This is a genomic window from Streptomyces sp. ADI96-02 (genome assembly GCF_003846185.1).
Lineage (GTDB): Bacteria > Actinomycetota > Actinomycetes > Streptomycetales > Streptomycetaceae > Streptomyces.
In genome coordinates, this window is sequence record NZ_ML123034.1 from 4,626,250 (window position 1) to 4,650,854 (window position 24,605).

Annotated in this window: 19 protein-coding genes; 9 read left to right on the forward strand and 10 right to left on the reverse strand. The window is 72.7% G+C overall.

Annotation, left to right across the window (positions count from 1 at the left end; genetic code table 11):
* Positions 1–106 precede the first annotated feature (106 nt).
* Positions 107–1,075, forward strand: coding sequence for a zinc-binding dehydrogenase (locus tag EES43_RS20580; RefSeq protein ID WP_124270067.1), 969 nt, complete (start codon positions 107–109; stop codon positions 1,073–1,075).
* Positions 1,076–1,186: 111 nt separating this feature from the next.
* On the opposite strand, the gene EES43_RS20585 is transcribed toward EES43_RS20580, so the two are convergent.
* The gene (locus tag EES43_RS20585; RefSeq protein ID WP_124270068.1) at positions 1,187–2,224 is read right to left on the reverse strand and encodes a PadR family transcriptional regulator; all 1,038 of its coding nucleotides are present in this window, start codon (positions 2,222–2,224) and stop codon (positions 1,187–1,189) included.
* Between the two features lies 1 nt (position 2,225).
* Positions 2,226–3,080: a DUF4097 family beta strand repeat-containing protein gene (locus tag EES43_RS20590; protein WP_164493213.1), complete on the reverse strand. Its 855-nt coding sequence runs from the start codon at positions 3,078–3,080 to the stop codon at positions 2,226–2,228.
* Between the two features lie 153 nt (positions 3,081–3,233).
* Here EES43_RS20590 and EES43_RS20595 point away from each other — a divergent pair, with 153 nt between their 5' ends.
* Entirely contained in the window at positions 3,234–4,112 is an 879-nt protein-coding gene (locus tag EES43_RS20595; protein ID WP_124270069.1) for a hypothetical protein, read from the forward strand.
* A gap of 79 nt (positions 4,113–4,191) precedes the next feature.
* Here EES43_RS20595 and EES43_RS20600 read toward each other — a convergent pair whose 3' ends face one another.
* The 5 genes from EES43_RS20600 to EES43_RS20625 all read right to left on the reverse strand — a co-directional run bounded on the left by EES43_RS20600 (position 4,192) and on the right by EES43_RS20625 (position 11,341).
* Positions 4,192–4,374, reverse strand: a complete 183-nt coding sequence (locus EES43_RS20600; protein ID WP_005312030.1) for a DUF6104 family protein — start codon at positions 4,372–4,374, stop codon at positions 4,192–4,194.
* 101 nt (positions 4,375–4,475) lie between these two features.
* Positions 4,476–8,312, reverse strand: a complete 3,837-nt coding sequence (locus EES43_RS20605) for a multifunctional oxoglutarate decarboxylase/oxoglutarate dehydrogenase thiamine pyrophosphate-binding subunit/dihydrolipoyllysine-residue succinyltransferase subunit (protein WP_124270070.1) — start codon at positions 8,310–8,312, stop codon at positions 4,476–4,478.
* Between the two features lie 270 nt (positions 8,313–8,582).
* Positions 8,583–9,659: a HAMP domain-containing sensor histidine kinase gene (locus EES43_RS20615; protein WP_124270072.1), complete on the reverse strand. Its 1,077-nt coding sequence runs from the start codon at positions 9,657–9,659 to the stop codon at positions 8,583–8,585.
* The gene (locus EES43_RS20620) at positions 9,656–10,393 is read right to left on the reverse strand and encodes a response regulator transcription factor (protein WP_124270073.1); all 738 of its coding nucleotides are present in this window, start codon (positions 10,391–10,393) and stop codon (positions 9,656–9,658) included. The genes EES43_RS20615 and EES43_RS20620 overlap by 4 nt, the downstream gene beginning before the upstream one ends.
* 231 nt (positions 10,394–10,624) lie before the next feature.
* The gene (locus EES43_RS20625) at positions 10,625–11,341 is read right to left on the reverse strand and encodes a spermidine synthase family protein (RefSeq protein WP_124270074.1); all 717 of its coding nucleotides are present in this window, start codon (positions 11,339–11,341) and stop codon (positions 10,625–10,627) included.
* A 450-nt stretch (positions 11,342–11,791) separates the two neighbouring features.
* Here EES43_RS20625 and lon point away from each other — a divergent pair, with 450 nt between their 5' ends.
* On the forward strand, positions 11,792–14,212 hold the full coding sequence (lon, locus tag EES43_RS20630; protein WP_124270075.1) for an endopeptidase La: 2,421 nt from the start codon (positions 11,792–11,794) through the stop codon (positions 14,210–14,212).
* 170 nt (positions 14,213–14,382) lie between these two features.
* On the opposite strand, the gene EES43_RS20635 is transcribed toward lon, so the two are convergent.
* Positions 14,383–15,147 carry a polysaccharide deacetylase family protein gene (locus EES43_RS20635; protein ID WP_124270076.1) on the reverse strand — a complete coding sequence of 255 codons (765 nt, stop codon included), beginning with the start codon at positions 15,145–15,147 and terminating at the stop codon, positions 14,383–14,385.
* Positions 15,148–15,403: 256 nt separating this feature from the next.
* Here EES43_RS20635 and EES43_RS20640 point away from each other — a divergent pair, with 256 nt between their 5' ends.
* A complete protein-coding gene (locus tag EES43_RS20640) occupies positions 15,404–15,886 on the forward strand; it encodes a MarR family winged helix-turn-helix transcriptional regulator (RefSeq protein WP_124270077.1) in 483 nt (160 codons plus the stop codon).
* 70 nt (positions 15,887–15,956) lie between these two features.
* Here EES43_RS20640 and EES43_RS20645 read toward each other — a convergent pair whose 3' ends face one another.
* Complete coding sequence (locus tag EES43_RS20645) at positions 15,957–16,748, reverse strand: hypothetical protein (RefSeq protein ID WP_124270078.1); 792 nt, start codon at positions 16,746–16,748, stop codon at positions 15,957–15,959.
* 364 nt (positions 16,749–17,112) lie between these two features.
* On the opposite strand from EES43_RS20645, the gene EES43_RS20650 reads away from it, so the two are divergent.
* The 5 genes from EES43_RS20650 to EES43_RS20670 are packed head-to-tail and all read left to right on the forward strand — an operon-like array spanning position 17,113 to position 23,095.
* Positions 17,113–20,316, forward strand: coding sequence for a sensor histidine kinase (locus EES43_RS20650; RefSeq protein WP_124270079.1), 3,204 nt, complete (start codon positions 17,113–17,115; stop codon positions 20,314–20,316).
* On the forward strand, positions 20,313–20,792 hold the full coding sequence (locus tag EES43_RS20655; RefSeq protein WP_124270080.1) for a roadblock/LC7 domain-containing protein: 480 nt from the start codon (positions 20,313–20,315) through the stop codon (positions 20,790–20,792). The genes EES43_RS20650 and EES43_RS20655 overlap by 4 nt, the downstream gene beginning before the upstream one ends.
* On the forward strand, positions 20,789–21,205 hold the full coding sequence (locus EES43_RS20660) for a DUF742 domain-containing protein (RefSeq protein WP_015611323.1): 417 nt from the start codon (positions 20,789–20,791) through the stop codon (positions 21,203–21,205). Before EES43_RS20655 ends, EES43_RS20660 begins: the two co-directional genes overlap by 4 nt.
* Complete coding sequence (locus EES43_RS20665; RefSeq protein WP_124270081.1) at positions 21,186–21,836, forward strand: GTP-binding protein; 651 nt, start codon at positions 21,186–21,188, stop codon at positions 21,834–21,836. The genes EES43_RS20660 and EES43_RS20665 overlap by 20 nt, the downstream gene beginning before the upstream one ends.
* 23 nt (positions 21,837–21,859) lie before the next feature.
* Complete coding sequence (locus EES43_RS20670) at positions 21,860–23,095, forward strand: styrene monooxygenase/indole monooxygenase family protein (RefSeq protein WP_124270082.1); 1,236 nt, start codon at positions 21,860–21,862, stop codon at positions 23,093–23,095.
* 70 nt (positions 23,096–23,165) lie between these two features.
* On the opposite strand, the gene EES43_RS20675 is transcribed toward EES43_RS20670, so the two are convergent.
* Entirely contained in the window at positions 23,166–24,503 is a 1,338-nt protein-coding gene (locus tag EES43_RS20675; protein WP_124270083.1) for a C40 family peptidase, read from the reverse strand.
* Between the last annotated feature and the right edge of the window lie 102 nt (positions 24,504–24,605).

The following is a 24,605-nucleotide window of genomic DNA, read 5'->3' on the forward strand; positions in this document are numbered from 1 at the left end:
GGGCGCGCTGTCCCGGACGCGTGCGGCCCCCGGAGCGGCCCCGGTTGGCGCGCGTCACACGGGCCGGCGGTTACGCCTCCGCCCCGCCCCGGCCTATCGTCGAGCCATGTTCGCCGCCTACGCAGCACGCATCGACCCCGACCGCCCCCTCGACGGCCTGGAGCTGGGCGAACGCCCGGCCCCCGAGCCGCGTACCGGATGGAGCACCGTCACCGTCCGCGCCGCCTCCCTCAACCACCACGACCTGTGGTCCCTGCGAGGCGTGGGCCTCTCCGAGGACAAGCTCCCGATGATCCTCGGCTGCGACGCCGCGGGCGTCGACGAGGACGGCAACGAGGTCGTCCTGCACTCCGTCATCGGCCAGAGCGGACACGGCGTCGGGCCGAAGGAGCCGCGCTCCATCCTCACCGAGCGCTACCAGGGCACCTTCGCCGAACAGGTCGCCGTCCCCACCTGGAACGTGCTGCCCAAGCCGAAGGAGCTGACCTTCGAGGAGGCCGCCTGCCTGCCGACCGCCTGGCTCACCGCGTACCGCATGCTGTTCACCAACGCCGGTGTCCGGCCGGGCGACTCGGTGCTCGTCCAGGGCGCGGGCGGCGGGGTCGCCACCGCCGCGATCGTGCTCGGGAAGGCCGCCGGGCTGCGGGTCTTCGCCACCAGCCGGGACGAGGCCAAGCGCAGGCGGGCCGTCGAACTCGGCGCGGTGGAGGCGTACGAGAGCGGCGCGCGGCTCCCGCAGCGGGTGGACGCCGTCATCGAGACCGTCGGCGCCGCCACCTGGTCCCACTCCGTCAAGTCGCTGCGCCCCGGCGGCACCCTGGTCATCTCCGGCGCCACCAGCGGCGACCGGCCCTCGCACGCCGAGCTGACCCGGATCTTCTTCCTGGAGCTGAAGGTCGTCGGCTCCACGATGGGCTCCAAGGACGAGCTGGAGGACCTGCTCGCGTTCTGCGCCGCCACCGGCGTGCGGCCGGTCATCGACGAGGTGCTGCCGCTGGACCGGGCCCGCGAGGGGGTCGCGCGGCTGGAGTCCGGCGACCTCTTCGGGAAGATCGTCCTCACGCCGACGGCCTGAAGCCCGCCCCGAGCCGCGCTCCTCAGGCGGTGGCCTCGTCAGCTCTGCTGACGAGGCCACCGTTTCCTTGACCGAAAAACGTCCAGTGCCGTCCCGACTCCCCGGCGCGGCTCAGGACTTCGGACCGTCCTCCGCCTTCAGCAGCGCCTCGATGCGGGCGGCGGCGGCGCCCAGCTGGCCGCGGGCCTCGGCCAGCCGGTCCTCCGTGACGCCGTGGTCGCGCGCCGCGTCGCGGACGGTGTCGCGGAACCGGTCCAGCAGGCGGTCCAGATCGCGCGCCGGGTCGCCCGTGGACGGCACGTCCGCGCCCCAGTCGGCGGCGGCGTCGCCGGGCGGCCCGCCCGCCGTGCCGGCCTCCCGCTCCTCCTCCGCCCTGCCGAACGGCGGCCAGATCCCGGAGCGGGCGAATCCGCCGAGCTGGCCGGTGATCTCGGCCAGCCCCTCCCGTACGCCGGAGGGCCAGTCGCCCCGCGCGAAGTGCTCCTGCACCTGACGCGCGGCCGTCTGCATCTGCTCCCGCGCCTTCTCGTGGGCCTCCTTGGCCTGGCGGCGGGCCTGCTGGGCGTCCTCGCGCGCCCGACGCGACTCGTCCTTCGCCCGGCGGGCCTGCTCCTTCCACTCCTCCTTGGCCCGGCGCAGCTCCTCCTTGGCCGTGCGCCACGCCTCGCTGTCGGCCAGGTCGCCGAGGTCGCCGAGGTCACCGAACGGGGAGGACGGCTCGCCCCGGCCGGTGCCGGTCCCCGCGCCGGTCCCGGTGCCGTGCCGCGACGCCGCGGCCGCCGCCCGCATGTCGTTGCGCAGCCGGCCCGCCGCGCCGCGCACGTCGTCGCGGATCTCGGCGGCGAGTTCGGAGACCGATTCGCGGATCTCCAGCTCCAGGTCGGCCAGTTCGCCGCCGCGGCCCGCCAACTCGGCGCGGCCGGCGTCCGTGATCGAGTAGACCTTCCGGCCGCCCTCGGTGGCGTGGGTGACCAGGCCCTCGGCCTCCAGCTTCGCGAGCCGCGGGTAGACGGTGCCCGCCGACGGTGCGTACAGGCCCTGGAAGCGCTCCTCCAGCAGGCGGATCACCTCGTAGCCGTGGCGGGGGGCCTCGTCCAGCAGCTTGAGCAGGTACAGGCGCAGGCGGCCGTGGGCGAATACGGGGGGCATGTCAGAGAACCTTTCCGGTCGGTGCGGTGTCGTGCGCGTCGTCCTCGGCCGGCCGGCGCAGCAGGGCGATCGAGCCGGACAGGGTCGTCGCCCTCAGGGCGCCGGTCCCGGCCCCCAGGGTGCCGGTGATCTTCTTCGCCCCCCACTGCCCGCCGACGCGCAGGTCCTCGAAGGCGTTGGAGACGGCTCCGCTCGCGGTGTTCGCCTCGACCGTGGCGTCGGCCGGATGCGGCAGCCTGATCGCGATCTCGCCGGAGACCGTGGTGAGCCGGATGTCCGTCGGCTTCCCGGACGGGTCCACGTCGAGGACCATGGCGCCGCTGACCGACTCGGCCCGCACCGAGGAGCCCGCGCCGTCGACGACGGTCAGGTCGCCGGAGACCGACTGGAAGCGGAGGTCGCCGGTGACGCCCTGGGCCTCCAGGCTGCCCGAGACGGACTCCCCGTGGACCGTGCCGGTCAGCCCGACGAGCGTGGAGTCGCCGGAGACGCCGCGCACCTGAGTCGGCCCGCTGATGCCGGAGACGACGGCCCCGGCGTCGACCACGCCCACCTCCACCGAGGCGGCGGAGGGCACGGTCAGCGAGACGACGGCGTTGCGGTGGCGTCGCGCGGGGTCGAACCAGCGCAGGAGGCCCTGCCAGGGCAGGTCCTCGTACGTCACGGTGATCAGTCCGCCCTCCTGCGTCACGACCAGCGGCGGGCCCTTGACGGAGGAGATCTCCAGGCGGGCCCCGGGCTCGTCGGTCCCGACCACGTTGACCGCGCCGCTCACGACGCGCACCTGGAGCGCCGTCACCGGGCCGTCGAACGTGAGCTTCTGCGGCTCGGCGATGGTCCACGTCGACACAGGCATGGATGTGACCTCCCGGAGTGCGCGGTGACGCAACATATCGCGTCTGATGGAGAACACGATATATCGCGGATCGGGGAAGTCAAGCGCGATCCACGACCGCTCCGACCGCCCGAAGTGCGTCATGGTGTGGCAAATTGCCCTAGCGTGTGAGCCATGAACGCGACATCCACGGGGGCGCTCCTGCTGTGCCGGGCCGATCCCGAGACCGTACGGCCCCTCGCGCACCTCCTGCGCGAACGGATGCTGCTGACCCGCGCGGGCGAAGGGTGGAGCGCGCTCGTCCCGGAGGGCAAGCCCTGGCGCGGCCCGGACGGCGGTGCGTACGGCACGGTGGACGCGAACGCCCCGGGCGGCGGTACCGAACCCGTCGACCGGATCCTCGGCGGCTGGGCCACCGCCCTCGCCGTCGCCTCCACCTGGCCGGTCATCGCCCTGTGGTGGGACGCGGACCGGGCGGGCTGCTCGCTCGCGGCCGGTTTCCGGCGGCCCGTGGCCTACGTCTGGCTGGCGGACGGCACTCCGGCGGGCGAGGACGAGGCGATGCGCACCCTGGCCGCCCGGCTCGGCCTCGATCCGGTCCTGGACCTCCAGGAGCTGGAGACGCTCACCCGCCCCGACCCCGACGCGGACGCCGCCGCCCGGCTGCGCGGCCTGCTCGCCGTCCTGACCCGGACCGGGCTGATCCTGCCGCCGGGCCTCGGACCGGGCGAGAGCGCCGACCGGCTGCGCAGCGTCGCGGCCGTGCAGCGCGGGGCCGAGCGTGTCGAGTGGGCCGGGTGGCGCGACGCCGTACGGGTCGAACTGGACGCGGTCGAGAACAGCGGCCTCGGCCCCTGGGTACGCGGCCCCCGGGCCCGCGCCCTGGCCGCCGTCCAGCTCGCGGTCGGGCTGCCGCTGCTGGTCCGCGGCGCGCGGCGGCGCAGCGGGGGATGGGCCGCCGCGGGGGCGGCGCTCCTGCTCCAGGGCGCGCTGGGACTCGCGTACCACCGGGTCAGGGCGGGCGTCCGGAGCGAGCCGGTCCGGCTGCCCTGACGGGCGGGCCCGACTCCTGGTCGGCCTGCCCCGCCGGGCGCGGCCACCACTCCCCGGCGCGCCGGCCCGAGGGGAGCGGCTACTCCTCGTCGTCCTCGTCGTCGAGGCGGGCCAGCCAGGTCGCCAGGCGCTCCACCGGCACCTCGAAGTCGGGGTTGAGATCGACGAACGTGCGCAACTGCTCGGCGAGCCACTCGAAGGTGACCTCCTCCTCGCCGCGCCGCTTCTCCAGTTCCTCGATACCGCGGTCCGTGAAGTACATGCGACCAGAATAACGAGGCCCCGGACGCCGGAGACCCGGCCCCGCGACAAGCGCGGAACCGGGTCCCCGAGGTGTGCGAACCAGTCGCACAGCCGATGTCCTCAGGCTTCGAAGACCTCGCTGACCAGCTGCGTCTGCTCGGCCTGGTGGCGCTTGGCCGAGCCGACCGCCGGGGACGAGCCGTGCGGACGCGAGATGCGGCGCAGGCGCTCGCCGTGCGGCACGTCCGCGCCGACGGCCAGGTCCAGGTGGTCGATCAGGTTGAGCGCGATGAACGGCCACGCACCCTGGTTGGCCGGCTCCTCCTGGGCCCAGAGGTACTTCTCGGCGTTCGGGTACTTCGCGATCTCGGCCTGGACCTCCGCACCCGGCAGCGGGTACAGGCGCTCCAGCCGGATGATCGCCGTCTCCGTGTCGCCGCGCTTCTCCCGCTCGGCGTCCAGGTCGTAGTACAGCTTGCCGGCGCAGAAGACGACCTTGCGGACGTCCTCGGCCTTGACCGACTCGTCGCCGATCACCGGGCGGAAGCCGCCGGTGGTGAACTCCTCGATCTTCGACGCCGCGGCCTTCAGACGCAGCATCGACTTCGGGGTGAAGACGATCAGCGGCTTGTGGTGCGGGTTGTGGACCTGCCAGCGCAGCAGGTGGAAGTAGTTCGACGGCAGGGTCGGCATCGCGACCGTCATGTTGTCCTGCGCGCACATCTGGAGGAAGCGCTCCGGACGGGCGGAGCTGTGGTCCGGGCCCTGGCCCTCGTAGCCGTGCGGCAGCAGCAGCGTGACGCCGGAGGTCTGGCCCCACTTCTGCTCGGCCGAGGAGATGAACTCGTCCACGACGGTCTGCGCGCCGTTGACGAAGTCGCCGAACTGGGCCTCCCAGATGACCAGCGACTCCGGACGGGCCAGCGAGTAGCCGTACTCGAAGCCCATCGCCGCGTACTCGGAGAGCAGCGAGTCGTAGACGTTGTACCGGGCCTGCTCCTCGGTGAGGTAGAGCAGCGGGGTGTAGTCCTCGCCGGTCACCTGGTCGACCAGCACCGCGTGGCGCTGGCCGAACGTGCCGCGGCGGGTGTCCTGGCCGGCGAGCCGGACCGGGGTGCCCTCCATCAGCAGCGAACCGATGGCCAGCGTCTCGCCCATGCCCCAGTCGATCGTGCCGTTCTCCACCGAGGCCGCGCGGCGCTGCATCTGCGGCATCAGACGGGGGTGGACGGTGATCTGCTCGGGGATGTTGACCTGGGACTCGGCGATCCGCTTGACGACCTCCGAGGAGACCGCCGTCTCGACGGCCACCGGGAACGCCGCCTGCGGCTCCGCGATGTGCGGGGCGGACGGCTGCGAGGTGGCCTCGCGGACCTCCGCGAACACCTTCTCCAGCTGGCCCTGGAAGTCCTGGAGCGCCTGTTCGGCCTCTTCCAGCGTGATGTCGCCGCGACCGATCAGGGACTCGGTGTAGAGCTTGCGCACCGAGCGCTTCTTGTCGATCAGGGTGTACATCTGCGGGTTGGTGAACTCCGGGTTGTCGCCCTCGTTGTGACCGCGGCGGCGGTAGCAGATGAGGTCGATCACGACGTCCTTGTTGAACGCCTGCCGGAACTCGAAGGCGAGCCGCGCCACGCGGACCACGGCCTCCGGGTCGTCGCCGTTGACGTGGATGATCGGCGCCTCGATCATGCGCGCCACGTCGGTGGCGTACATCGAGGAGCGCGAGGACTCCGGGGCGGCGGTGAAGCCGACCTGGTTGTTGATCACCACGTGCACGGTGCCGCCGGTGCGGTAGCCGCGCAGCTGCGACATGTTGAGCGTCTCGGCGACGACGCCCTGGCCCGCGAAGGCCGCGTCGCCGTGGAGCGCGACGGGCAGCACCGTGAAGTCCGTGCCGCCCTTGTTGATGATGTCCTGCTTGGCGCGGGCGATGCCCTCCAGGACCGGGTCGACCGCCTCCAGGTGGGAGGGGTTGGCGGCCAGCGAGACCTTGATCTGCTCGCCGTCCAGACCGGTGAAGGTGCCCTCGGCGCCCAGGTGGTACTTGACGTCGCCGGAGCCGTGCATCGAGCGCGGGTCGAGGTTGCCCTCGAACTCCCGGAAGATCTGCGCGTACGACTTGCCGACGATGTTGGCCAGGACGTTCAGCCGGCCGCGGTGGGCCATGCCGATGACGACCTCGTCGAGCCGCGCCTCGGCGGCGGAGTCGATGACCGCGTCGAGCAGCGGGATGACGGACTCGCCGCCCTCCAGCGAGAACCTCTTCTGGCCGACGTACTTGGTCTGAAGGAACGTCTCGAACGCCTCGGCGGCGTTCAGCCGGCGCAGGATGCGCAGCTGCTCCTCGCGCTCGGGCTGCTGGGCGCGCGGGCGCTCCACCCGGTCCTGAAGCCACTTGCGCTGCTTCGGGTCCTGGATGTGCATGAACTCGATGCCGGTGGTGCGGCAGTACGACTCGCGCAGCACGCCGAGGATGTCGCGGAGCTTCATCATCGACTTGCCGGCGAAGCCGCCGACCGCGAAGTCCCGCTCCAGGTCCCACAGGGTGAGGCCGTGCTCGGTGATGTCGAGGTCGGGGTGCTTGCGCTGGCGGTACTCCAGCGGGTCCGTGTCGGCCATGACGTGGCCGCGCACCCGGTAGGAGTGGATGAGCTCGAAGACGCGGGCGGCCTTGGTGACGTCGTTGTCGTGCGAGGCGTCGATGTCCGTGAGCCAGCGGACCGGCTCGTACGGGATGCGCAGCGCCTTGAAGATCTCGTCGTAGAAGTCGTTCTGGCCGAGCAGCAGCTGGCTCAGGACGCGCAGGAACTCGCCGGACGCGGCGCCCTGGATGACCCGGTGGTCGTACGTCGAGGTCAGCGTCATGACCTTCGAGATGCCGAGCTTGTTGAGGGTGTCCTGCGAGGTGCCCTGGAACTCCGCCGGGTAGTCCATCGCGCCGACGCCCATGATGAGGCCCTGACCGGGCATCAGGCGGGGCACCGAGTGGACGGTGCCGATGCCGCCGGGGTTGGTCAGCGACGCGGTGACGCCGGTGAAGTCGTCCATGCCGAGCTTGCCGATGCGGGCGCGGCGGACGATGTCCTCGTACGCCTGCCAGAACTCGAAGAAGTTGAGCGTCTCGGCCTTCTTGATGGCCGCGACGACCAGCTGGCGGTCGCCGTTCGGCTTCACCAGGTCGATGGCGAGGCCGAGGTTGACGTGCTCCGGCTTGACCAGGGTCGGCTTGCCGTCCTTCTCCGCGAAGGAGTGGTTCATCGACGGCATGGCCTTGAGGGCCTGCACCATCGCGTACCCGATGAGGTGCGTGAAGGAGATCTTCCCGCCGCGGGCGCGCTTGAGGTGGTTGTTGATGACGATGCGGTTGTCGAAGAGCAGCTTCACCGGGACCGCGCGGACGGACGTGGCCGTCGGCAGCTCCAGCGAGGCGTTCATGTTCTTCGCGACGGCGGCCGACGGGCCGCGCAGCGTCACGTACTCGGGGCCGGCCGGGGCCTCCGTCTCCGCGGCGGCCTTGGCGGGCGCCGCGGCGGCGGGCTTCGCCTCCTGCTTCGCCGGGGCCGGAGCGGCCTTGGGCTCGGCCGGAGCCGCCTGCGCCGGTGCTGCCGGGGCAGCGGCGGGGGCGGGCTTGACCGGAGCCGGAGCCGGAGCCGGAGCCGGAGCCGCGGCGGGGGCCGCGGGCCGGGCCGGAGGGGTGGCGGCCGGGGCCTCGGCCGCCGCAGCCCCCGAGGCTGCGGCGTCGGGGACGGGCTTGTCCGCCGTGCCGGAGGCACCCGGCTTGTAGTCGGCGAAGAAGTCCCACCAGGCGCGATCGACCGAGCTGGGATCCTGGAGGTACTGCTGGTAGATCTCGTCGACGAGCCACTCGTTGGCGCCGAAAGCGGCGGCCGGGTTCGTACCCGGGCTGGCTTGGTCGGTCGAGATGCTCGAGTTACTGGGGGACTGAGACGACACGGCGGCAACCGCCCTCTTCCGCTTCACAAGGTGATGGACAGCGGAAATCAAGGCTACGCCCCCCAAACCATTCCTTGCAGGCCGGGCCGGTGCTTCGTCGTGCACATCACATCGGAAGGCGGGTTTCGGCACAGGAAATGGCGGGAAACAAGCGAGGTTCCACTGCACTTCGGGTACGCAGGGCCGTGGATACGGCCCTGCGACCGTATCCCTGGGTGATCCCCATCGGGGAAGACACGGAGAACGTGCCCTTCCGGTTCGAACCCTATGTCAACCGCGTGGCGTGGACATTCCCGGAAGAGTGACCTGGATGCGGCAGCCGCGTTCGGATTCGGCCACGCCGATCCGGCCGCCGTGCAGATCCACCGCCCAGCGGGCGATCGCGAGGCCCAGACCCGTACCGCCGTCGTTGCCCGGACCGTGCGCCGAGGGGGCCTGGCCCCGGTTGAACCGCTCGAAGACGCGGTGGCGCTCCGCCTCCGGAATGCCGGGGCCCTCGTCGACGACCTCCAGCTCCAGCGACTCCGGATACGACCCGCGCCGCGCCAGCACCGTGACCCGGCCGTGCGGCGGGCTGTGCTTGACCGCGTTGTCGATCAGGTTGGCGACCACCTGGTGCAGCCGCTCCGCGTCCGCGTGCGCGGTCAGCTCCGGCGGCGAGACGTCCAGGTGCAGATGGACGTCCGTACGGGAGTGGTTGCCGGAGCCCGAGGAGAGCCGGCGGTGCGAGGCGGCGAGGTTGGCCTCCTTCAGCACGCCCGACAGATAGGGCCAGACCTCGAAGCGGCGGGCCTTGAGCGCCACCACCCCGTTGTCCAGCCGCGACAGGTCCAGCAGCGTCTCCACCAGCCGGCCGAGCCGTTCCGTCTGCTTCAGCGCCGTGCGCATCGTCTCCGGGTCGGCGGCGGACACCCCGTCCACCACGTTCTCCAGGACCGCGCGCAGCGCCGCGATGGGGGTGCGCAGCTCGTGGGAGACGTTGGCGACCAGCTCCTTGCGGTGCAGGTCCTCGGCCTCCAGGTCGTCCGCCATGCGGTTGATCGTCTGCGCCAGGTCGCCCAGCTCGTCCCGCCGGCCGGCCCCGCTCACCCGCCGCGTGTAGTCGCCGTGCGAGATGGACCGGGCCACGGCCCGCATCTCGTCCAGCGGCGCGGTCAGGCCGTGTGCCACGAACTGGGTGATCAGCAGCGTCGCGATCACCGAGAACACGGTGATGAACTGGAACTCGGTCCGGGTGCGCAACGCGACGATCAGCAGCCCCGTCGTGATGAGCACCGAGACCACGACGAGCGTGCCCAGCTTGGCCTTGATGGAGAAGGGGCGCAGCCCGGACCCCGGCCGGCTCATGGGGCCGGAGTCTCCAGGGCGTAGCCGACGCCGTGCACGGTACGGATCCGCTCCGCGCCGATCTTCCGGCGCAGCGCCTTGATGTGGCTGTCGACGGTACGGGTGCCCGAGGCGTCCGCCCAGTCCCACACCTCCGCCAGCAGCTGCTCGCGGGAGAGCACCGCGCGCGGGGTGTTGGCCAGGCAGACCAGCAGGTCGAACTCGGTCGGCGTGAGATGGACGTCCTCGGCGCGGACCCGCACCCGGCGCTGCGCGTGGTCGATCTCCAGCTCTCCGAGGCGCAGTATGCCGCTGCGCGGGGTGACGGCGGCCAGGGCGGCCCGCTCCACCCGGCGCAGCAGCACGTGCACCCGGGCGGCCAGCTCGCGCATCGAGAACGGCTTCGTCATGTAGTCGTCGGCGCCGACCCCGAGCCCGACCAGCATGTCCGTCTCGTCGTCGCGCGCCGTCAGCATCAGCACCGGAACCGGACGCTGCGCCTGCACTCGGCGGCAGACCTCCAGGCCGTCGAAGCCGGGAAGCATGATGTCGAGCACCATCAGGTCGGGCTGCCACGCCTCGGCCGCGTCGACCGCCGCCGGGCCGTCCAGCGCGGTCTGCACCAGGAAGCCCTCGGCCCGCAGCCGGGCGGAGACGGCGTCCACGATCGTCGCGTCGTCCTCGACCACCAGCACCCGGCGCTGCGCCCCCGGAGTGGCCGCGACGCCGTTGTGGGTGGTGTGTGTCTGTTCCATCGCCCCGCCCCTGCCCGTTCTCGCGGGAGGCAATCTCCCGCAGGACGGTCTTCGCTCGTGGTTTTCGTGGGTGATCCCGTGTGTGCCGGTCAGCAGCGTAAAGGCAGCGGAGGTCATCCGGCTACGCAGGGTGTTGCCGCGAGCGGACCGAGTGCGGCCGGGCGGGAGGCGGATCGTCGGCCTTGTGACGGATGCCCGGGACGAGCGGGCCCGGTCGCGTGCGCAGGGGGCTCAGACGGCGCGCCGTGCGAGATGGACCACGTCCGGCACACCTCGGGCAACCTGCACCTCTTCCGTCCCAACCTCACTGAATCCGGCATTCCGCAACGCCTGTTCGAAATCCGGCGACGGCTGCGCGGACCAGACGGCGAGCACGCCGCCCGGCGTCAGCCGCTCCTTGCAGAGCGCCAGTCCGGTGGCGGAATAGAGGGTTCCGTTGTCCTCCGTGACCGTCCAGTCGGGTCCGTTGTCGATGTCCAGGCACAGCGCGTCGTAACGTTCCGTGGTCGTCCTGAGGTGGGCCAGGAGGTCCGTGTGCAGGATCTCGGTCCGCGGGTCGGCGAGCGCTCCGGCGGAGATCCGGGCCAGCGGGCCGGTGCGGTGCCAGTCGACGATCGCCTCCTCCCGTTCCACGACGGCGATGCGCCCCCAGCGCTCCTGCCCGGCGGCGCGTACGAGCGAGAAGCCGACGCCCAGCCCGCCGATGAGGACGCCGGGGCCCGTCCGGTCCGCCGGGAGCGCGGCCAGCGCGGCGTCGATCAGCAGCCGCTCGGAGCGCCCGTCGGAGGTGTCCATCAGGAAGCAGCCGTTGGCGATGATCTCGAAATGCTCACCGCGCCCGCGCAGAACGACCTCGCCGAACGGCCCGTCGCGGCGGTCCAGGGTGACGGGGCCGTCGGCGGGCGCGGGTGCGGGCGGCGGGGACGGGGCGGTGGACATCGCGGACATGGCGGGGCTCTCCGGTCTCCGGGCGTGGCGGTCGGTGCCCGTCCATCCTGGCGCCCGGGCGGCGCCCGGGGCCACCGCATTCCCGGGGCCCACTCCTCCGGGCGTACGGCCGCCTCCTTCAAGGCGTACGGCCGAGGGCCGCCGCACGGTACGGCCTCCCGGCCCTGGTCCCGGCGGGAATAGCCGTCGGGCCCGGGGCGCTCCCGTGAAAGGCGCTCCGCGCGGCCGGGGGCGCCGTCCCGGGAGCGGGCCCGGACCGGCGCGGGGCCGGACGCCGGGGGCCGGGGCTGGACGTCGGGGGCCGGGCCGGACGCCGCGCGCGGCCGGCTCTGTCGTCGCCCAGGGCCGGACGGCTCAGTGATCGCTCACAGCGAACACCTCCCGGGGAACATTCGGCGGCTCACGAGCATTGAGCCCACATAGCTCAACTTGCCTGCCGAAGGGGAGATCATGACTAACGAGTCCAAGGCGTTCACACCGATCGATCTGCCCGTGCTGCCGCTGGACGACGAGGTCGTCCTGCCCGGCATGGTGGTGCCGCTCGACCTCTCGGACGCCGAGGTGCGCGCCGCCGTCGAGGCCGCGCAGGCCGCGGCCCGGACCGGCGGCGGCAAGCCCGAGGTGCTGCTGGTGCCGAGGATCGACGGGACGTACACGGGGACCGGAGTCCTCGGCACCGTCGAGCAGGTCGGACGCCTCTCGGACGGCGACCCCGGCGCCCTGATCCGCGCCCGGGACCGGGTGCGCATCGGGGCCGGGACCAGCGGGCCGGGCCGCGCGCTCTGGGTCGAGGGGACCGTGCTCGACACCGTCGTCCCCGACCCGCTGCCCGGCTCGGTCGCCGAACTGGTCACGGAGTACAAGGCCCTCGCCACCAGCTGGCTGAAGAAGCGCGGCGCGTGGCAGGTCGTGGACCGCGTCCAGCAGATCGACGACATCTCCGCGCTCGCGGACAACTCCGGGTACTCGCCGTTCCTCACCACCGCGCAGAAGGTCCAGCTCCTGGAGACCGTCGACCCGGTCGCCCGGCTGAAGCTCGCCGTCCAGTGGCTCGGGGAGCACCTGGCCGAGCAGGACGTGGCCGAATCCATCGCCAAGGACGTCCAGGAGGGCGTCGACAAGCAGCAGCGCGAGTTCCTGCTGCGCCGCCAGATGGAGGCCGTGCGCAAGGAGCTGGCCGAGCTGAACGGCGACCCGGAGGACGAGTCCGACGACTACCGGTCCCGCGTCGAGGCCGCCGACCTGCCCGAGCACGTCCGCGAGGCCGCGCTCAAGGAGGTCGAGAAGCTGGAGCGCGCGAGCGACCAGTCGCCCGAGGGCTCCTGGATCCGCACCTGGCTGGACACCGTCCTCGAACTGCCCTGGAACGAGCGCACCGAGGACGCCTACGACATCCGCGGCGCCCGGGAGGTCCTGGACGCCGAGCACGCGGGCCTCGCGGACGTGAAGGAACGCATCACCGAGTACCTCGCGGTGCGCAAGCGGCGCGCGGACCGCGGGCTCGGCGTCGTCGGCGGGCGGCGCGGCGGCGCGGTGCTGGCCCTCGTCGGCCCGCCCGGCGTCGGCAAGACCTCGCTCGGCGAGTCGGTCGCGCACGCCATGGGCCGCGAGTTCGTCCGCGTCGCGCTCGGCGGTGTCCGGGACGAGGCGGAGATCCGGGGCCACCGGCGTACGTACGTGGGCGCGCTGCCCGGACGCGTCGTGCGGGCGATCAAGGAGGCCGGCTCGATGAACCCGGTCGTCCTGCTCGACGAGATCGACAAGGTCGGCTCCGACTTCCGGGGCGACCCGGCCGCCGCCCTCCTCGAAGTCCTCGACCCGGCACAGAACCACACCTTCCGCGACCACTACCTGGAGGTCGAGCTCGACCTCAGCGACGTCGTCTTCCTCGCCACCGCCAACGTCCTCGAAGCCATCCCGGAGGCCCTGCTCGACCGCATGGAGCTGGTCCGCCTCGACGGCTACACCGAGGACGAGAAGGTCGTCATCGCCCGGGACCACCTGCTCCCGCGCCAGCTGGAGCGGGCGGGCCTGGAGAAGGAAGAGGTGACGCTGGAGGAGTCGGCGCTGCGCCGGCTGGCCGGCGAGTACACCCGCGAGGCGGGCGTACGGAACCTGGAGCGGGCCGTCGCCCGGCTGCTGCGCAAGGTGGCGGCCCAGCACGAGCTGGGCGACCGCGAGCTGCCGTTCACGGTGGCCGACACCGACCTGCGCGGTCTGATCGGCCGTCCGCACCACGTGCCCGAGTCCGCCCAGGACCCGGCCGAGCGCCGCACCGCGGTGCCCGGCGTGGCGACCGGGCTCGCGGTGACCGGCGCGGGCGGTGACGTCCTCTTCGTCGAGGCGTCGCTGGCCGACCCGGAGACCGGGGCGTCCGGACTGACCCTGACCGGTCAGCTCGGAGACGTGATGAAGGAGTCGGCGCAGATCGCGCTGAGCTTCCTGCGGTCGCACGGCGCGGAGCTGGAGCTGCCGGTCGCCGACCTCAAGGACCGGGGCGTGCACATCCACTTCCCGGCGGGCGCGGTCCCCAAGGACGGCCCGAGCGCCGGCATCACCCTGACGACGGCCCTGGCCTCGCTGCTCTCCGGACGGCTGGTCCGTACGGACGTGGCGATGACCGGAGAGGTGTCGCTGACCGGACGGGTGCTGCCGATCGGCGGTCTGAAGCAGAAGCTGCTGGCCGCCCACCGGGCCGGCATCACGACCGTGGTGATCCCGCAGCGCAACGAGGCCGATCTGGACGACGTCCCGGCCGAGGTGCTGGAGAAGCTGGACGTCCGCCCGGTCACCGACGTCCGCCAGGTGCTGGACATCGCCCTCGCCCCGGCCGAGGCCCGGGACGGGGAGAGGATCCCGGCCGCCGCCTGACCGCCGCGTTGTGACGGGCGCGGCGCAGCGGCCTCTCGCCAGGTGAGAGGTCCCGGGTGCGCGACCGGTACGGACGGCCCGCCCCCGCCTCGACGGGGACGGGCCGTTCCGTGTCCGCCCCGTCCCGGGCGATCCGTTCCTCCCGTGGTCATTCGTCCCCACCTCCGTGGTCAGGGGCGGTATACCGTGCCCGGCTCCGGCTCGGCGGGGGCCATCAGCTCGGGCACGGTCACGAAGGTGTAGCCGTCCTCGCGGAGCGCGTCGATGATCCCGGGCACGGCGGGCACGGTGCCGTCGTAGATGTCGTGCAGCAGGATGACGCCGTCCCTGCCCGCCTGGTCCAGGATCCGCTTCCGGATCAGCGCGGAGTCGTTCGTCGAGAAGTCCTTGGCGGTGGCGCTCCACAGGATCTGGGACAGCCCCAGCTCCTTGCTGATCTCCGAGACCGTGTCGTCGGTGCGGCCCTGCGGCGGGCGCATCAGCCGGGGCCGCTCGCCGGTGATCTCCTCGATTGCCCGCTGGGTCTTCTCCAGCTCGGCGCGTATCTCCTCCGGCTCCCGGTCGGTCAGGATCTTGTGCGTCCAGGTGTGGTTGGCCACCTCGTGGCCCTCGTCCGCGATGCGCCGCACGGTGTCGGGGTGCTTGACCACGTGGTCCCTGCCCAGCAGGAAGAAGGTGGCGCGCACCTTCTTCTCCTTGAGGATGTCCAGCAGCTCCGGCGTGTCCTCGCCCGGCCCCGCGTCGAACGTGAGGGCGATGCACTTCGCCCGGCGGCAGTCGGCGGCCCCGAACGATCCCTTGGCGTCGGACGCCGCGTCCCGCCGCGCCGAGGCGGGAGCGGTGGTGTCCATGCCGCACCCGCCCAGCGTCAGTGTGAGCGCCGTCACCAGTGCGGCGGTCAACGCGAATCCGGGCAGCAGCGTCTGTCTGGGCACGGCGAAATCACTCCTCCTGTGGAAATCTCCGCACAGGCATGCGGCACTCAGAGGACTATACACAGAGTGTATACGTCGTGCGTATACATGGAGTGGGTAGTTGTACGGGGTGGCGGGAAGCCTCGGTGGGCCGGGCCGCGGAAGCGGGTCGGGAGGCCGTCGTCGGCCTACGCCTGCGAAATACTGGCCGAGCCGCGGCGTTGACCGGCCGCGGCGGAGACTTTCATCGGCAGGAAACCGTACGAGGGGTACCGACGTGCACGGGAGCCACAGCGCGCCTGAACCGGACGCGACGGCGGGAGCCGGCGTGGACCACGCCTTTCTCGCGCTGGAGCGGGAGTTGGCGGTCTTCCTGCGCCGGGCGCGCGCCAGCTCGGGCGAGATGGCCCGCGAGGTCCATCCCGAACTGGAGCCGGCGGCCTACGGGCTCCTCGTACGCCTGGAGTCGGCCGGCCGGCAGCGGGCCACCGAGCTGGCGGCCTACTTCGGCGTCGGCAAGGCCACGGTGAGCCGGCAGCTCCGGGCCCTGGAGGGCCTCGGGCTGGTCGCCCGCGAACCCGATCCGGCGGACGGCCGCGCCTGGCTCGTCCACCTCACCGACGAGGGGCTGGCCCGCTTCCGCAGCGTCCGCGACGCCCGGCGCGGGCGCTACGTCCGCAAACTGGCGGACTGGGACCGGGCCGAGGTGGCCGAACTGGCCCGGCTGCTGCACCACCTCAACGCCCGCGCCGAGGACTGACGCGGGCGCGCGCGGGGCTTCGGCCCGGGTCGAAACGGCGAGGCGTGCCCGCAGGGTGACGGGGCAGCCCCTACAGCTCCACGAGCACCGCCGTCGCGTCGTCGTGCGTCTTGGCGCGGCCCAGCCGTACGCGCCCGGCGGCCTCGTCGGCCTCCTCCAGCTCCCGCACCCGCTCCACCAGGCCCCGCGGCCCCGCCTTCCGCAACAGCCCCAGCGCGGCCGTCCAGTCGCCCTGGTGGAACACCTCCGTCCAGCGGCTCGCCCCGTCCGTCAGCGCGGCCAGGGCGCGCACCTCGGCGACCGGGGTCCGGCCGGTCACCGCACGCGCCACGACGCCGGGGTCGGCCGCCGCCGTGAAGAAGCCGCCCTCCTTGTTCCGCAGCCGAGAGTCCACCTCCGCCGCGGAGCCGAGCGAGCCGGGCGGGAGCCGGTCCAGCCGGTCGTCGAGGACCGCGCGGACGGCGCCGTCCGCCGCCTCCAGCAGGAGCGCCGAGTCGGAGAGCACCAGATGGTCGATCGCCTGTTCGTCCCAGCGCGCGAGGACCACGGTCGCCTGGGGCGTTCGAACGTGAGAAAGGTCACAGGTGCCCGCGTGGGCCGCGGACGTGCGCCGGATGGACTCGGCCAGGATCTCCGCGAGGCTCAGATCCCTTCGCGAACCCGCGAGTTCCACCAGAGCGCCCCCCAGCCGTGCCGTGAACCAGGGGACGGAGTGCACGCAGCCGTCGTCCCCCGGCGGCGGGGTGACGCCGTCCAGGAGAACCAGTGTCCCGCCCTGGCCGGAGGCGGGAACGGCTGCCGACGCCCAGTCCTCGTTGGGGCGTTCGGGACTGCCGGGAACGGAGGCGAGCTCGATGCGCATGGCGCCAGTCTGCACGACGTCTTCACGGGGCCCGCACGAGAGCGCGGTTGGGTCGTCGCAGCAGGTCACAGCAGCTCCGAGGCGATGCGCGAAGCCCGTGCGGCGGATGCGGGCGGGCATCTTGCCAAAGCCTGACCGGAACTTCCAGCTCGCGGCCCGCGCATGCTCCCGGGCGCGCGTGGGGAGACTTGTTCGCCAACTCAGGAGTGCGGTTCACTCGTTCGAGTGGCGGAGCGGTTGATGCGCGCCCCCCTCTCAAAAGCGCTGGAATGGTCGGAAGCCGTACCAGGAGCAGGGGCGACCTTCCGTGTGACCCCGCGTCACCTCTGCTTCAAGGGTGGACGAATCAAGATTGCGAGCACCGGTGCAGAAGAAGCGGCCGCGGAGCAAGGGCAGCACGCGTGACGGTTCCGGGGCGACGCCTCCGGCGCCGGGCGCCGAGAAGCGGACCGTACGGGTGCGCAGCCGGCTGGTAGCCGGCGTCGCCGTCGTCGGCATCACCGTCATCGCGGCGGGCGCTCCCGCCGCGCTCGGGGCCTCCTCGGACCTGACCGAGTCCCAGCGGCTGGTCACCCTCGCCGAGCTGAACCGACAGGCCGTCACCCTCGCGCACTCGCTCGCCGACGAACGCGACGCGGTCACCGCGTACATCGCCGGCGGCCGGGCCGAGGACGACGAGAACGGCGCCGACAGCCGCCGCACCCGCACCACCCGGGTCGACCAGCAGATCGACGAGATCCACGCGGCTGCCTCCGCCGCCCTGCGCCGCGACCTGTCCACCGTGCCCTCCCTGCGCCGCGAGGCGCTCACCGGCAAGGGATCGGCCCTGGAGGCGCACCACGCGTACTCCGAGGTCATCGCCAAGCTGCGCGGCATCGCCGCCGAGCTGGCCGCCCGGACGCCGCCGCGCGCCGCCGACGCCACCCGAGCCCCGCTCGCGCTCGGCGGAGCCGCCGAGCAGGCGTCCGCGACGCGCGGGCTCCTGCTCGCCGCGCTCGCGGTGTCCGGCCCCGAGCCGACGCCCCCGCAGACCGATCCGTTCACCGGCCTGCCCGTCCAGGCCGAGGGCGAGGGCGCCACCCGCGCGACGCGCGACCGGAACGAGCTGAGCGCCGCCGCCCAGCAGGCCCGGGTACGCGAGGCGGCCTCGCTCGCCGACTTCGACCAGGCCGCCGACCCGGTCGCCCGCGACAAGTTCTCCGCCACCGTCACCGGGCCGGAGGTCAACAGCGCCGAGAAGTACCTCACGCGCCTCACCGACAGCCCGGAGCTTTCCGAGGCGGAGCGCCGGGCCGACCCCCGGAAGCTGGAGGCCGCGCTCTCGGCCCGTATCGACCGGATGCGCAGTGTCGAGTCCGCCCTCGGCACCAGCCAGGTCGAGCAGTTGGAGGCGCTGCGCGACGACGACGTCACGGCCCTCGAACTGAGCATCGCCCTGCTCGGCGGCTGCTTCCTGATCGTCGTCGGCGTCTCCACCGCCGTCGCCCGCACCCTGACCCAGCCGCTCGCCGTCCTGCGGATCGGCGCGAAGCGCCTCGCGGAGGAACCCGAGAGCGCCGAACCGGTCCGCTACACCGGCCGCAACGACGAGTTCGCCCAGGTCGTCCGGTCGATGAACACGCTGCACGGCAAACTGGTCGCCCTGCACCAGGACTTCACCGGCCGCGTCGAGAGCCTGAGCGCCGAGCGGGCCGAGCTGATCGCGGGCCGCGAAGCCCTCACCCTCCAGCGCGCGGAACTCCAGGTGCGGACGGCCGAGCTGGCCACCCAGTTGGAGCAGCTGAAGAACACGGTCCACCACACGTTCGTCAACCTCTCCCTGCGCACGCTCGGTCTGGTCGACCGCCAGCTCGGCGTCATCGAGGGCCTGGAGGAGCGCGAACAGGACCCCGAGCGGCTGTCCACCCTCTTCAAGCTCGACCACATGGCCACCGTCATGCGCCGCCACAGCGAGAACATGCTGGTCCTCGCGGGCGCGGAGCACGGTCACAGCCACCCCGGCCCGATCCCGCTGGTCGACGTCGCGCGCGCGGCCGTCAGCGAGATCGAGCGGTACGAGCGGGTCACCATCCAGTCCCTGCCGCCGCACGCCCAGATCGCCGGGTTCGCCGCCGACGACCTCAGCCACCTGCTCGCCGAACTCCTGGAGAACGCGACCTCCTTCTCGCCGCCGGACTCCCATGTCGAGCTCTCCGGCTGGCTGCTGGAGACCGGCGAGGTGATGCTCTCCGTGCAGGACGCGGGCATCGGCATGTCGACGGTCCGGATGGGCGAGCTCAATGCGAGGCTGGCGGACCCGGCCTCGTTCGAGGCGGGTGAGCAGAACGCCGACGGCGCGGGACTCGGTCTCCAGGTCACCTCTCTGCTCGCCGCCCGGCACGGAGTGCGGGTCCAGTTGCGGGAGCAGAAGGGAAGTGGAGTGACGGCCGTCGTCGTACTGCCGCAGTCCCTGCTGCCCAACTCCCTGCCCACCGCCTCCCCGCCACCGGTGCAGCTGCCCGGCGTGACGCCGTCGCTCAACCTGCCGGGCTCCGTCGCCGAGGCGAACTCCCATGCCCTGCCGAGCCGTTCCGCTGCCCTGCCCGCCCCCGCCGGGCAGCAGGCGGCCCCGGGACAGCAGGCGGCCCCCGGGCAGCGGGAACCCCTCACCCAGCAGGCGGACACCCCGGAGCAGGCCCCGCTCCGGACGGCCCCGGACGCGGCGCCCTCCGCCGACGCCGCCCCGGAGCCGGCGCCTCAGGCGTACGAGGACGAGGCGCCCGGTGTCGAGGCGCCCGGTGCCGAGGCCGCGCCCGCCGAGGACCCGCTGATCGCGGCGGCCGAGCGCACGATCCGCGAGGCCGGGACCGAGGCGACGGCCCCGGTGCACGGTGCGGCCCCGGAGCCCGCGCCGCGGGCGCCCGAGGACGAGGCGCCGGGCGCCAGGTCCGCGTCCGACGTCGAGTCCGCGTCCGACGTCGAGTCCGCGTCCGAGGTCACGCTTCAGGTCCGTCTGCCGAAGGTCCCCGGGGAAGCGCCCCGGGAAGCGTCCCCGGAAGCGCCCGCGGGCGGGCCCGCCCCGCGGCAGGTCCCGGCGGACCAGCCGTCGCCGGCCGTCCCCGCGGTGCCGCCGCAGGCCGATCCCTACGCCATCGGCCCCGACCGCCACGAGCGCCCGGTTGAGACCGAGACCGCGCCCGCCGCCCCGGCCGACCCCCAGCCGCACCCCGCCGCCGACACCGTGCCCGGACCCCGTCGGCCGGAGGCCGAGCGGATCACCGACAAGGGGCTGCCGAAGCGCACCCCCAAGGTGGTCCGGCCCGACAGCGCCCCGACCGCGGAGCGCAAGGGCAGCCTGGACAAGGACGACCTGCGCCGCCGCCTCGGCAGCTTCCACCAGGCGGCCAAGGAGGGACGGCGCGACGTCGAGGCCGAGATCGCCGGGTCCACCGGACACGTCGCCGTCGACGACCACGAGGGCGTGAGCACCGGGCGCACCGCACACGACACACCTACCGACCGGACCGGTGGCCGTACCGAAGGCCGCAACGATGAGACGGGGGACACAGTCGAGGAGGCACGCAGTTGACTGCGCCCAGCACATTCGGGCTGAGTACCGAGGCCCGGAACCTTCACTGGTTGCTGAGCAATCTCGTGGAGGAGGTGCCAGGGGTCCACTCGGTCACCGTCGTCTCGTCCGACGGACTCATGCTGCTCTCCTCCGACCCCGGACATCTGACCGCGCGGGCGACCGGCACGTCGGACGGACCCAAGGGGTCCAGCGCCGACCTGGCGACCATCGTCTCCGGCATCGGCTCGCTGACCATCGGCGCGGCGAAGCTGATGGACGGCGGCGGGGTCAAGCAGACGATGGTCGCGATGGACGAGGGCAGCGTCTTCGTCATGTCGATCAGCGACGGCTCCCTGCTCGGGGTGCACGCCACCCCCGACTGCGACATGAGCGTCGTCGCGTACCACATGGCCCTCTTCGTCGGCCGGGCCGGACACGTCCTCACCCCCGAACTCCGCAGTGAGCTGCGCAAATCGATGGAGAGCGCCCAGTGACGACCGCCGCCGCCGAACCCTCCCCGAGGCTCCCCGTCCGCGGCGCCGACAAGCGCCCCGCCCGCGTCCGCCCGTACTCCCTCACCGGCGGCCGGACCCGCTTCGGGCACGTGCTGCTCGTCGAGACCTTCGTCGCGGCCCTCGAAGCGCCCGAGGAGCGCCGTGAGCTGACCAACGGCAACCTCGCCTCGCGGGTGATGCCCGAGCTCCAGGCCATCGTCGAAATCTGCCGCCGGATGCGTACGGTCGCGGAGATCTCGGCCCTGTTGAAGATGCCGCTCGGTGTGGTCCGAGTGCTGCTCAGCGACTTGGCCGACCAGGGAAAGATCCGCGTGTACGGGACCGGTCACGGCACCGGCCAGCCCGACCGCGCACTGCTCGAAAGGGTGCTCAATGGACTCCGCCGTCTCTGAGGCGCCGCTCTTCGCCCCGCGTCAGCCGGGCCCCGCCGACCAGGCGGAGGAAACCCTCCAGCCCTGGCAGCTCGACCACACCCGGGCCCCCACCGCCACCAAGATCGTGGTGGCGGGCGGCTTCGGCGTCGGCAAGACGACGTTCGTCGGCTCGGTCTCCGAGATCACGCCGCTGAAGACCGAAGCGCTGATGACCCAGGCCAGCGAGGAGACGGACGACCTCACCGCCACGCCCGAGAAGACCACCACCACCGTGGCGATGGACTTCGGCCGGCTGACCCTGGACGACGACCTCGTCCTCTACGTCTTCGGCACCCCCGGGCAGCAGCGGTTCTGGTTCATGTGGGACGACCTGGTGCGCGGGGCGATCGGCGCGGTGGTCCTCGCCGACACCCGCCGGCTCGCCGACTGCTTCCCGGCCCTCGACTACTTCGAGAGCTGCGGACTCCCGTACATCGTGGCCGTCAACCACTTCGAGGGGACTCCCGGTTACGAGGCCGAGGACGTCAGGGAAGCCCTGACCGTTCCCCCGCACGTACCTGTTGTGATCATGGACGCGCGTAACAGGATCACGGTCGTCGAGTCGCTGCTGGCCCTGGTCGGCCACGCCCTCGACGTCACCCCCGCATAGATCACTCACAACGGAGAACCGCGATGCGGAAGATACTCATAGTCGGAGCCGGTCAGTCCGGTCTCCAGCTCGCCCTGGGCCTCCAGTCCAGAGGCTACGAAGTCACCCTGATGTCCAACCGCACGGCCGACGAGATCCGCACCGGCCGGGTCATGTCCACGCAGTGCATGTTCCACACCGCGCTCCAGCACGAGCGGGACTACCAGCTGAACTTCTGGGAGTCGCAGGCCCCCAGAATCGAGGGCCTCGGAGTCTCCGTCGCCGCCCCCGACTCCTCGCGCGCCGTCGACTGGGTGGGCCGGCTGGACGGGTTCGCCCAGTCCGTCGACCAGCGCGTGAAGATGGCCGGCTGGATGGAGACGTTCGCCCAGCGCGGCGGCCAGCTCGTCATCCACGGCGCGGCCGTCTCCGACCTGGACTACTTCTCCCGCACCTACGACCTGGTGCTGGTCTCGGCCGGCAAGGGCGAACTGGTCTCCATGTTCGGCCGGGACGCGTCCCGTTCCCCGTACGACGCCCCGCAGCGGGCGCTGGCCGTCGCCTACGTGCACGGCATGGGCCCGCGGCCCGAGCACCCGGAGTTCGACGCGGTCCGCTGCAACCTGGTGCCCGGCGTCGGCGAACTCTTCGTCATGCCGACCCTGACCATCTCGGGGCGGGCCGACATCCTGTTCTGGGAGGGCGTCCCGGGCGGCCCGCTGGACGCGTTCCAGGGCATCAAGGACCCCTCCGAGCACCTGGCCAAGACGCTGGAGCTGATGGAGCGGTTCACGCCGTGGGAGTACGCGCGCGCCACCAAGGTCGAACTGACCGACGCCAACGGCACACTGGCGGGCCGTTACGCGCCCACCGTCCGCAACCCGATCGGCCGGCTGCCGGGCGGCGGCCTGGTCCTCGGCGTGGCGGACGTCGTCGTGGCCAACGACCCGATCACCGGCCAGGGCTCCAACTCGGCCTCCAAGTGCGCCGACGCGTACCTGGAATCGATCATCGAGCACGGCGAGAGGGAGTTCGACGCGGCGTGGATGCAGTCCACGTTCGACCGTTACTGGGAGACGGCGCAGCACGTCACGAAGTGGACCAACGCCATGCTGGGCGCCCCGCCGGAGCACGTGCTGAACCTGATCGGCGCCGCCGGCCTGCTCCAGCCGGTCGCGGACCGCTTCGCCAACGGGTTCAACAACCCGGCGGACTTCGAGAACTTCTTCTACGAGCCGGAGAAGACGAACGCTTACCTGGCCTCGGTCTCCGGAGCCTGAGGCGCGGCGGGCGGTCGTACCGGGCTGTGCCGGGCCGGCCGCCCGCGACGTCCTCGGGTGCCGTGGAGCGTCACGGGGCCGGAGCGGGTGTCTCCCCGGGGGCCGTGGCGGGGCTGTATCCGGTGTCCGAGCCGTCCGTCGCGCCGTCGGGCAGTTCCGGCGGTGTGTACGAGGTCAGCGGTGCGCCCTCCGGATCGGGCCGGACCGCCCCCAGCAGCGGGTTGGCCGCCAGCGGGGAGACCTTCACGGTCGCGCCGGGCCGGGGCGCCTGCACCACCCTGCCGTCGCCGATGTACAGCGCCACGTGGGTGGCCTTCGGGAAGTAGACCACCAGGTCGCCGGGGCGCAGCGAGGCGATCTCCACCTTCGGCAGTCGCCGCCACTGCTCCTGCGAGGTCCGAGGGATCGTCCGTCCGGCCGCCGACCACGCCTGCGACGTGAGCCCGGAGCAGTCGAACGTGTCCGGGCCCTCGGCTCCCCAGACGTACGGCTTGCCGATCTGCCGGACCGCGTACGTCACGGCGTCCGCGCCCCGCCGTGACGGCGGCCGGGTCGAACTGAGCGCTCCGGACGCCACCAGCTCCCGCTGCGCCCGGTCCACGCCCCGCCGCTCCAGCCCGGCCACCTCGGCCAGTTGCTCGGCCGAGAGCGTGGCCAGCAGCCCTTCGACGTTCCTGAGCTTGGCGCGGACCGCGTCGCGCTGCTTCTTCTGCCGCGCGGCCAGCCTCCGCTGCCGCTCCAGCGCCTTGCGCGAGGCGGCGGAGAGGGTGTCGGCGCGGCGGGCGTCGCCGGCCAGCCGGTCCACCGTCGCGGCGCGGGACGCGGCGAGCCGTTCGACGACGTGGCTCTGGTCCAGGGCGCGCAGCGGGTCGCGGGCGAGGAGGAGGCGCAGGTACGCGGAGAACTCGGTGCGACCCCGGTACTGCTCCCGGGCCAGTCGGCCGGCCTCGCCGCGGCTGAGGTCCAGCGCCCTGCGGGCCTCGGTCAGGCCGTTGCCGAGCCTCTTCGCGCGGGCCGTCTGCTTCTTCAGCTCCTCCGCCGTGGCGTTGTACGTCTCGCTCGCCTCCTCGGCCTCCCGGTAGACCGTCTGGAGCCTGCGCAGGAGGGTGGCGACGCCCTGGGGGCCCTCGGGGGCCCCGGGAGCCGCGAGGGCGGTCGAGGCGTCGATCTCCTCCGTTCCCGCCGGGTCGCTGCCGGTGTCCTGTGCCGCCGCCGGGCCGGTCTCCCCGGTTCCTGCCGGGGCTCGGGGGCCTTCGTCGGCGGGCAGGACCGGATCGCCGGCCGTCGCGGAGCCGCCGGGCGGTACGGGGCCCGGTTCGGCGGGGGCGGGGGCGGCCGTCGCCGGGGAGACCGAGAGAACCGCGGCCAGCGCGGTCGTGCAGACCGCGCGCAGGAGCCTGCCTGACACGACATCACCTCCGTGACCGGGAGGGAACCCGGGGAACAGATCCGAATGTAAATATGCGAATCTGATTAATCCGGTCACGTGGTCTCGCGCGATGCAAGGACC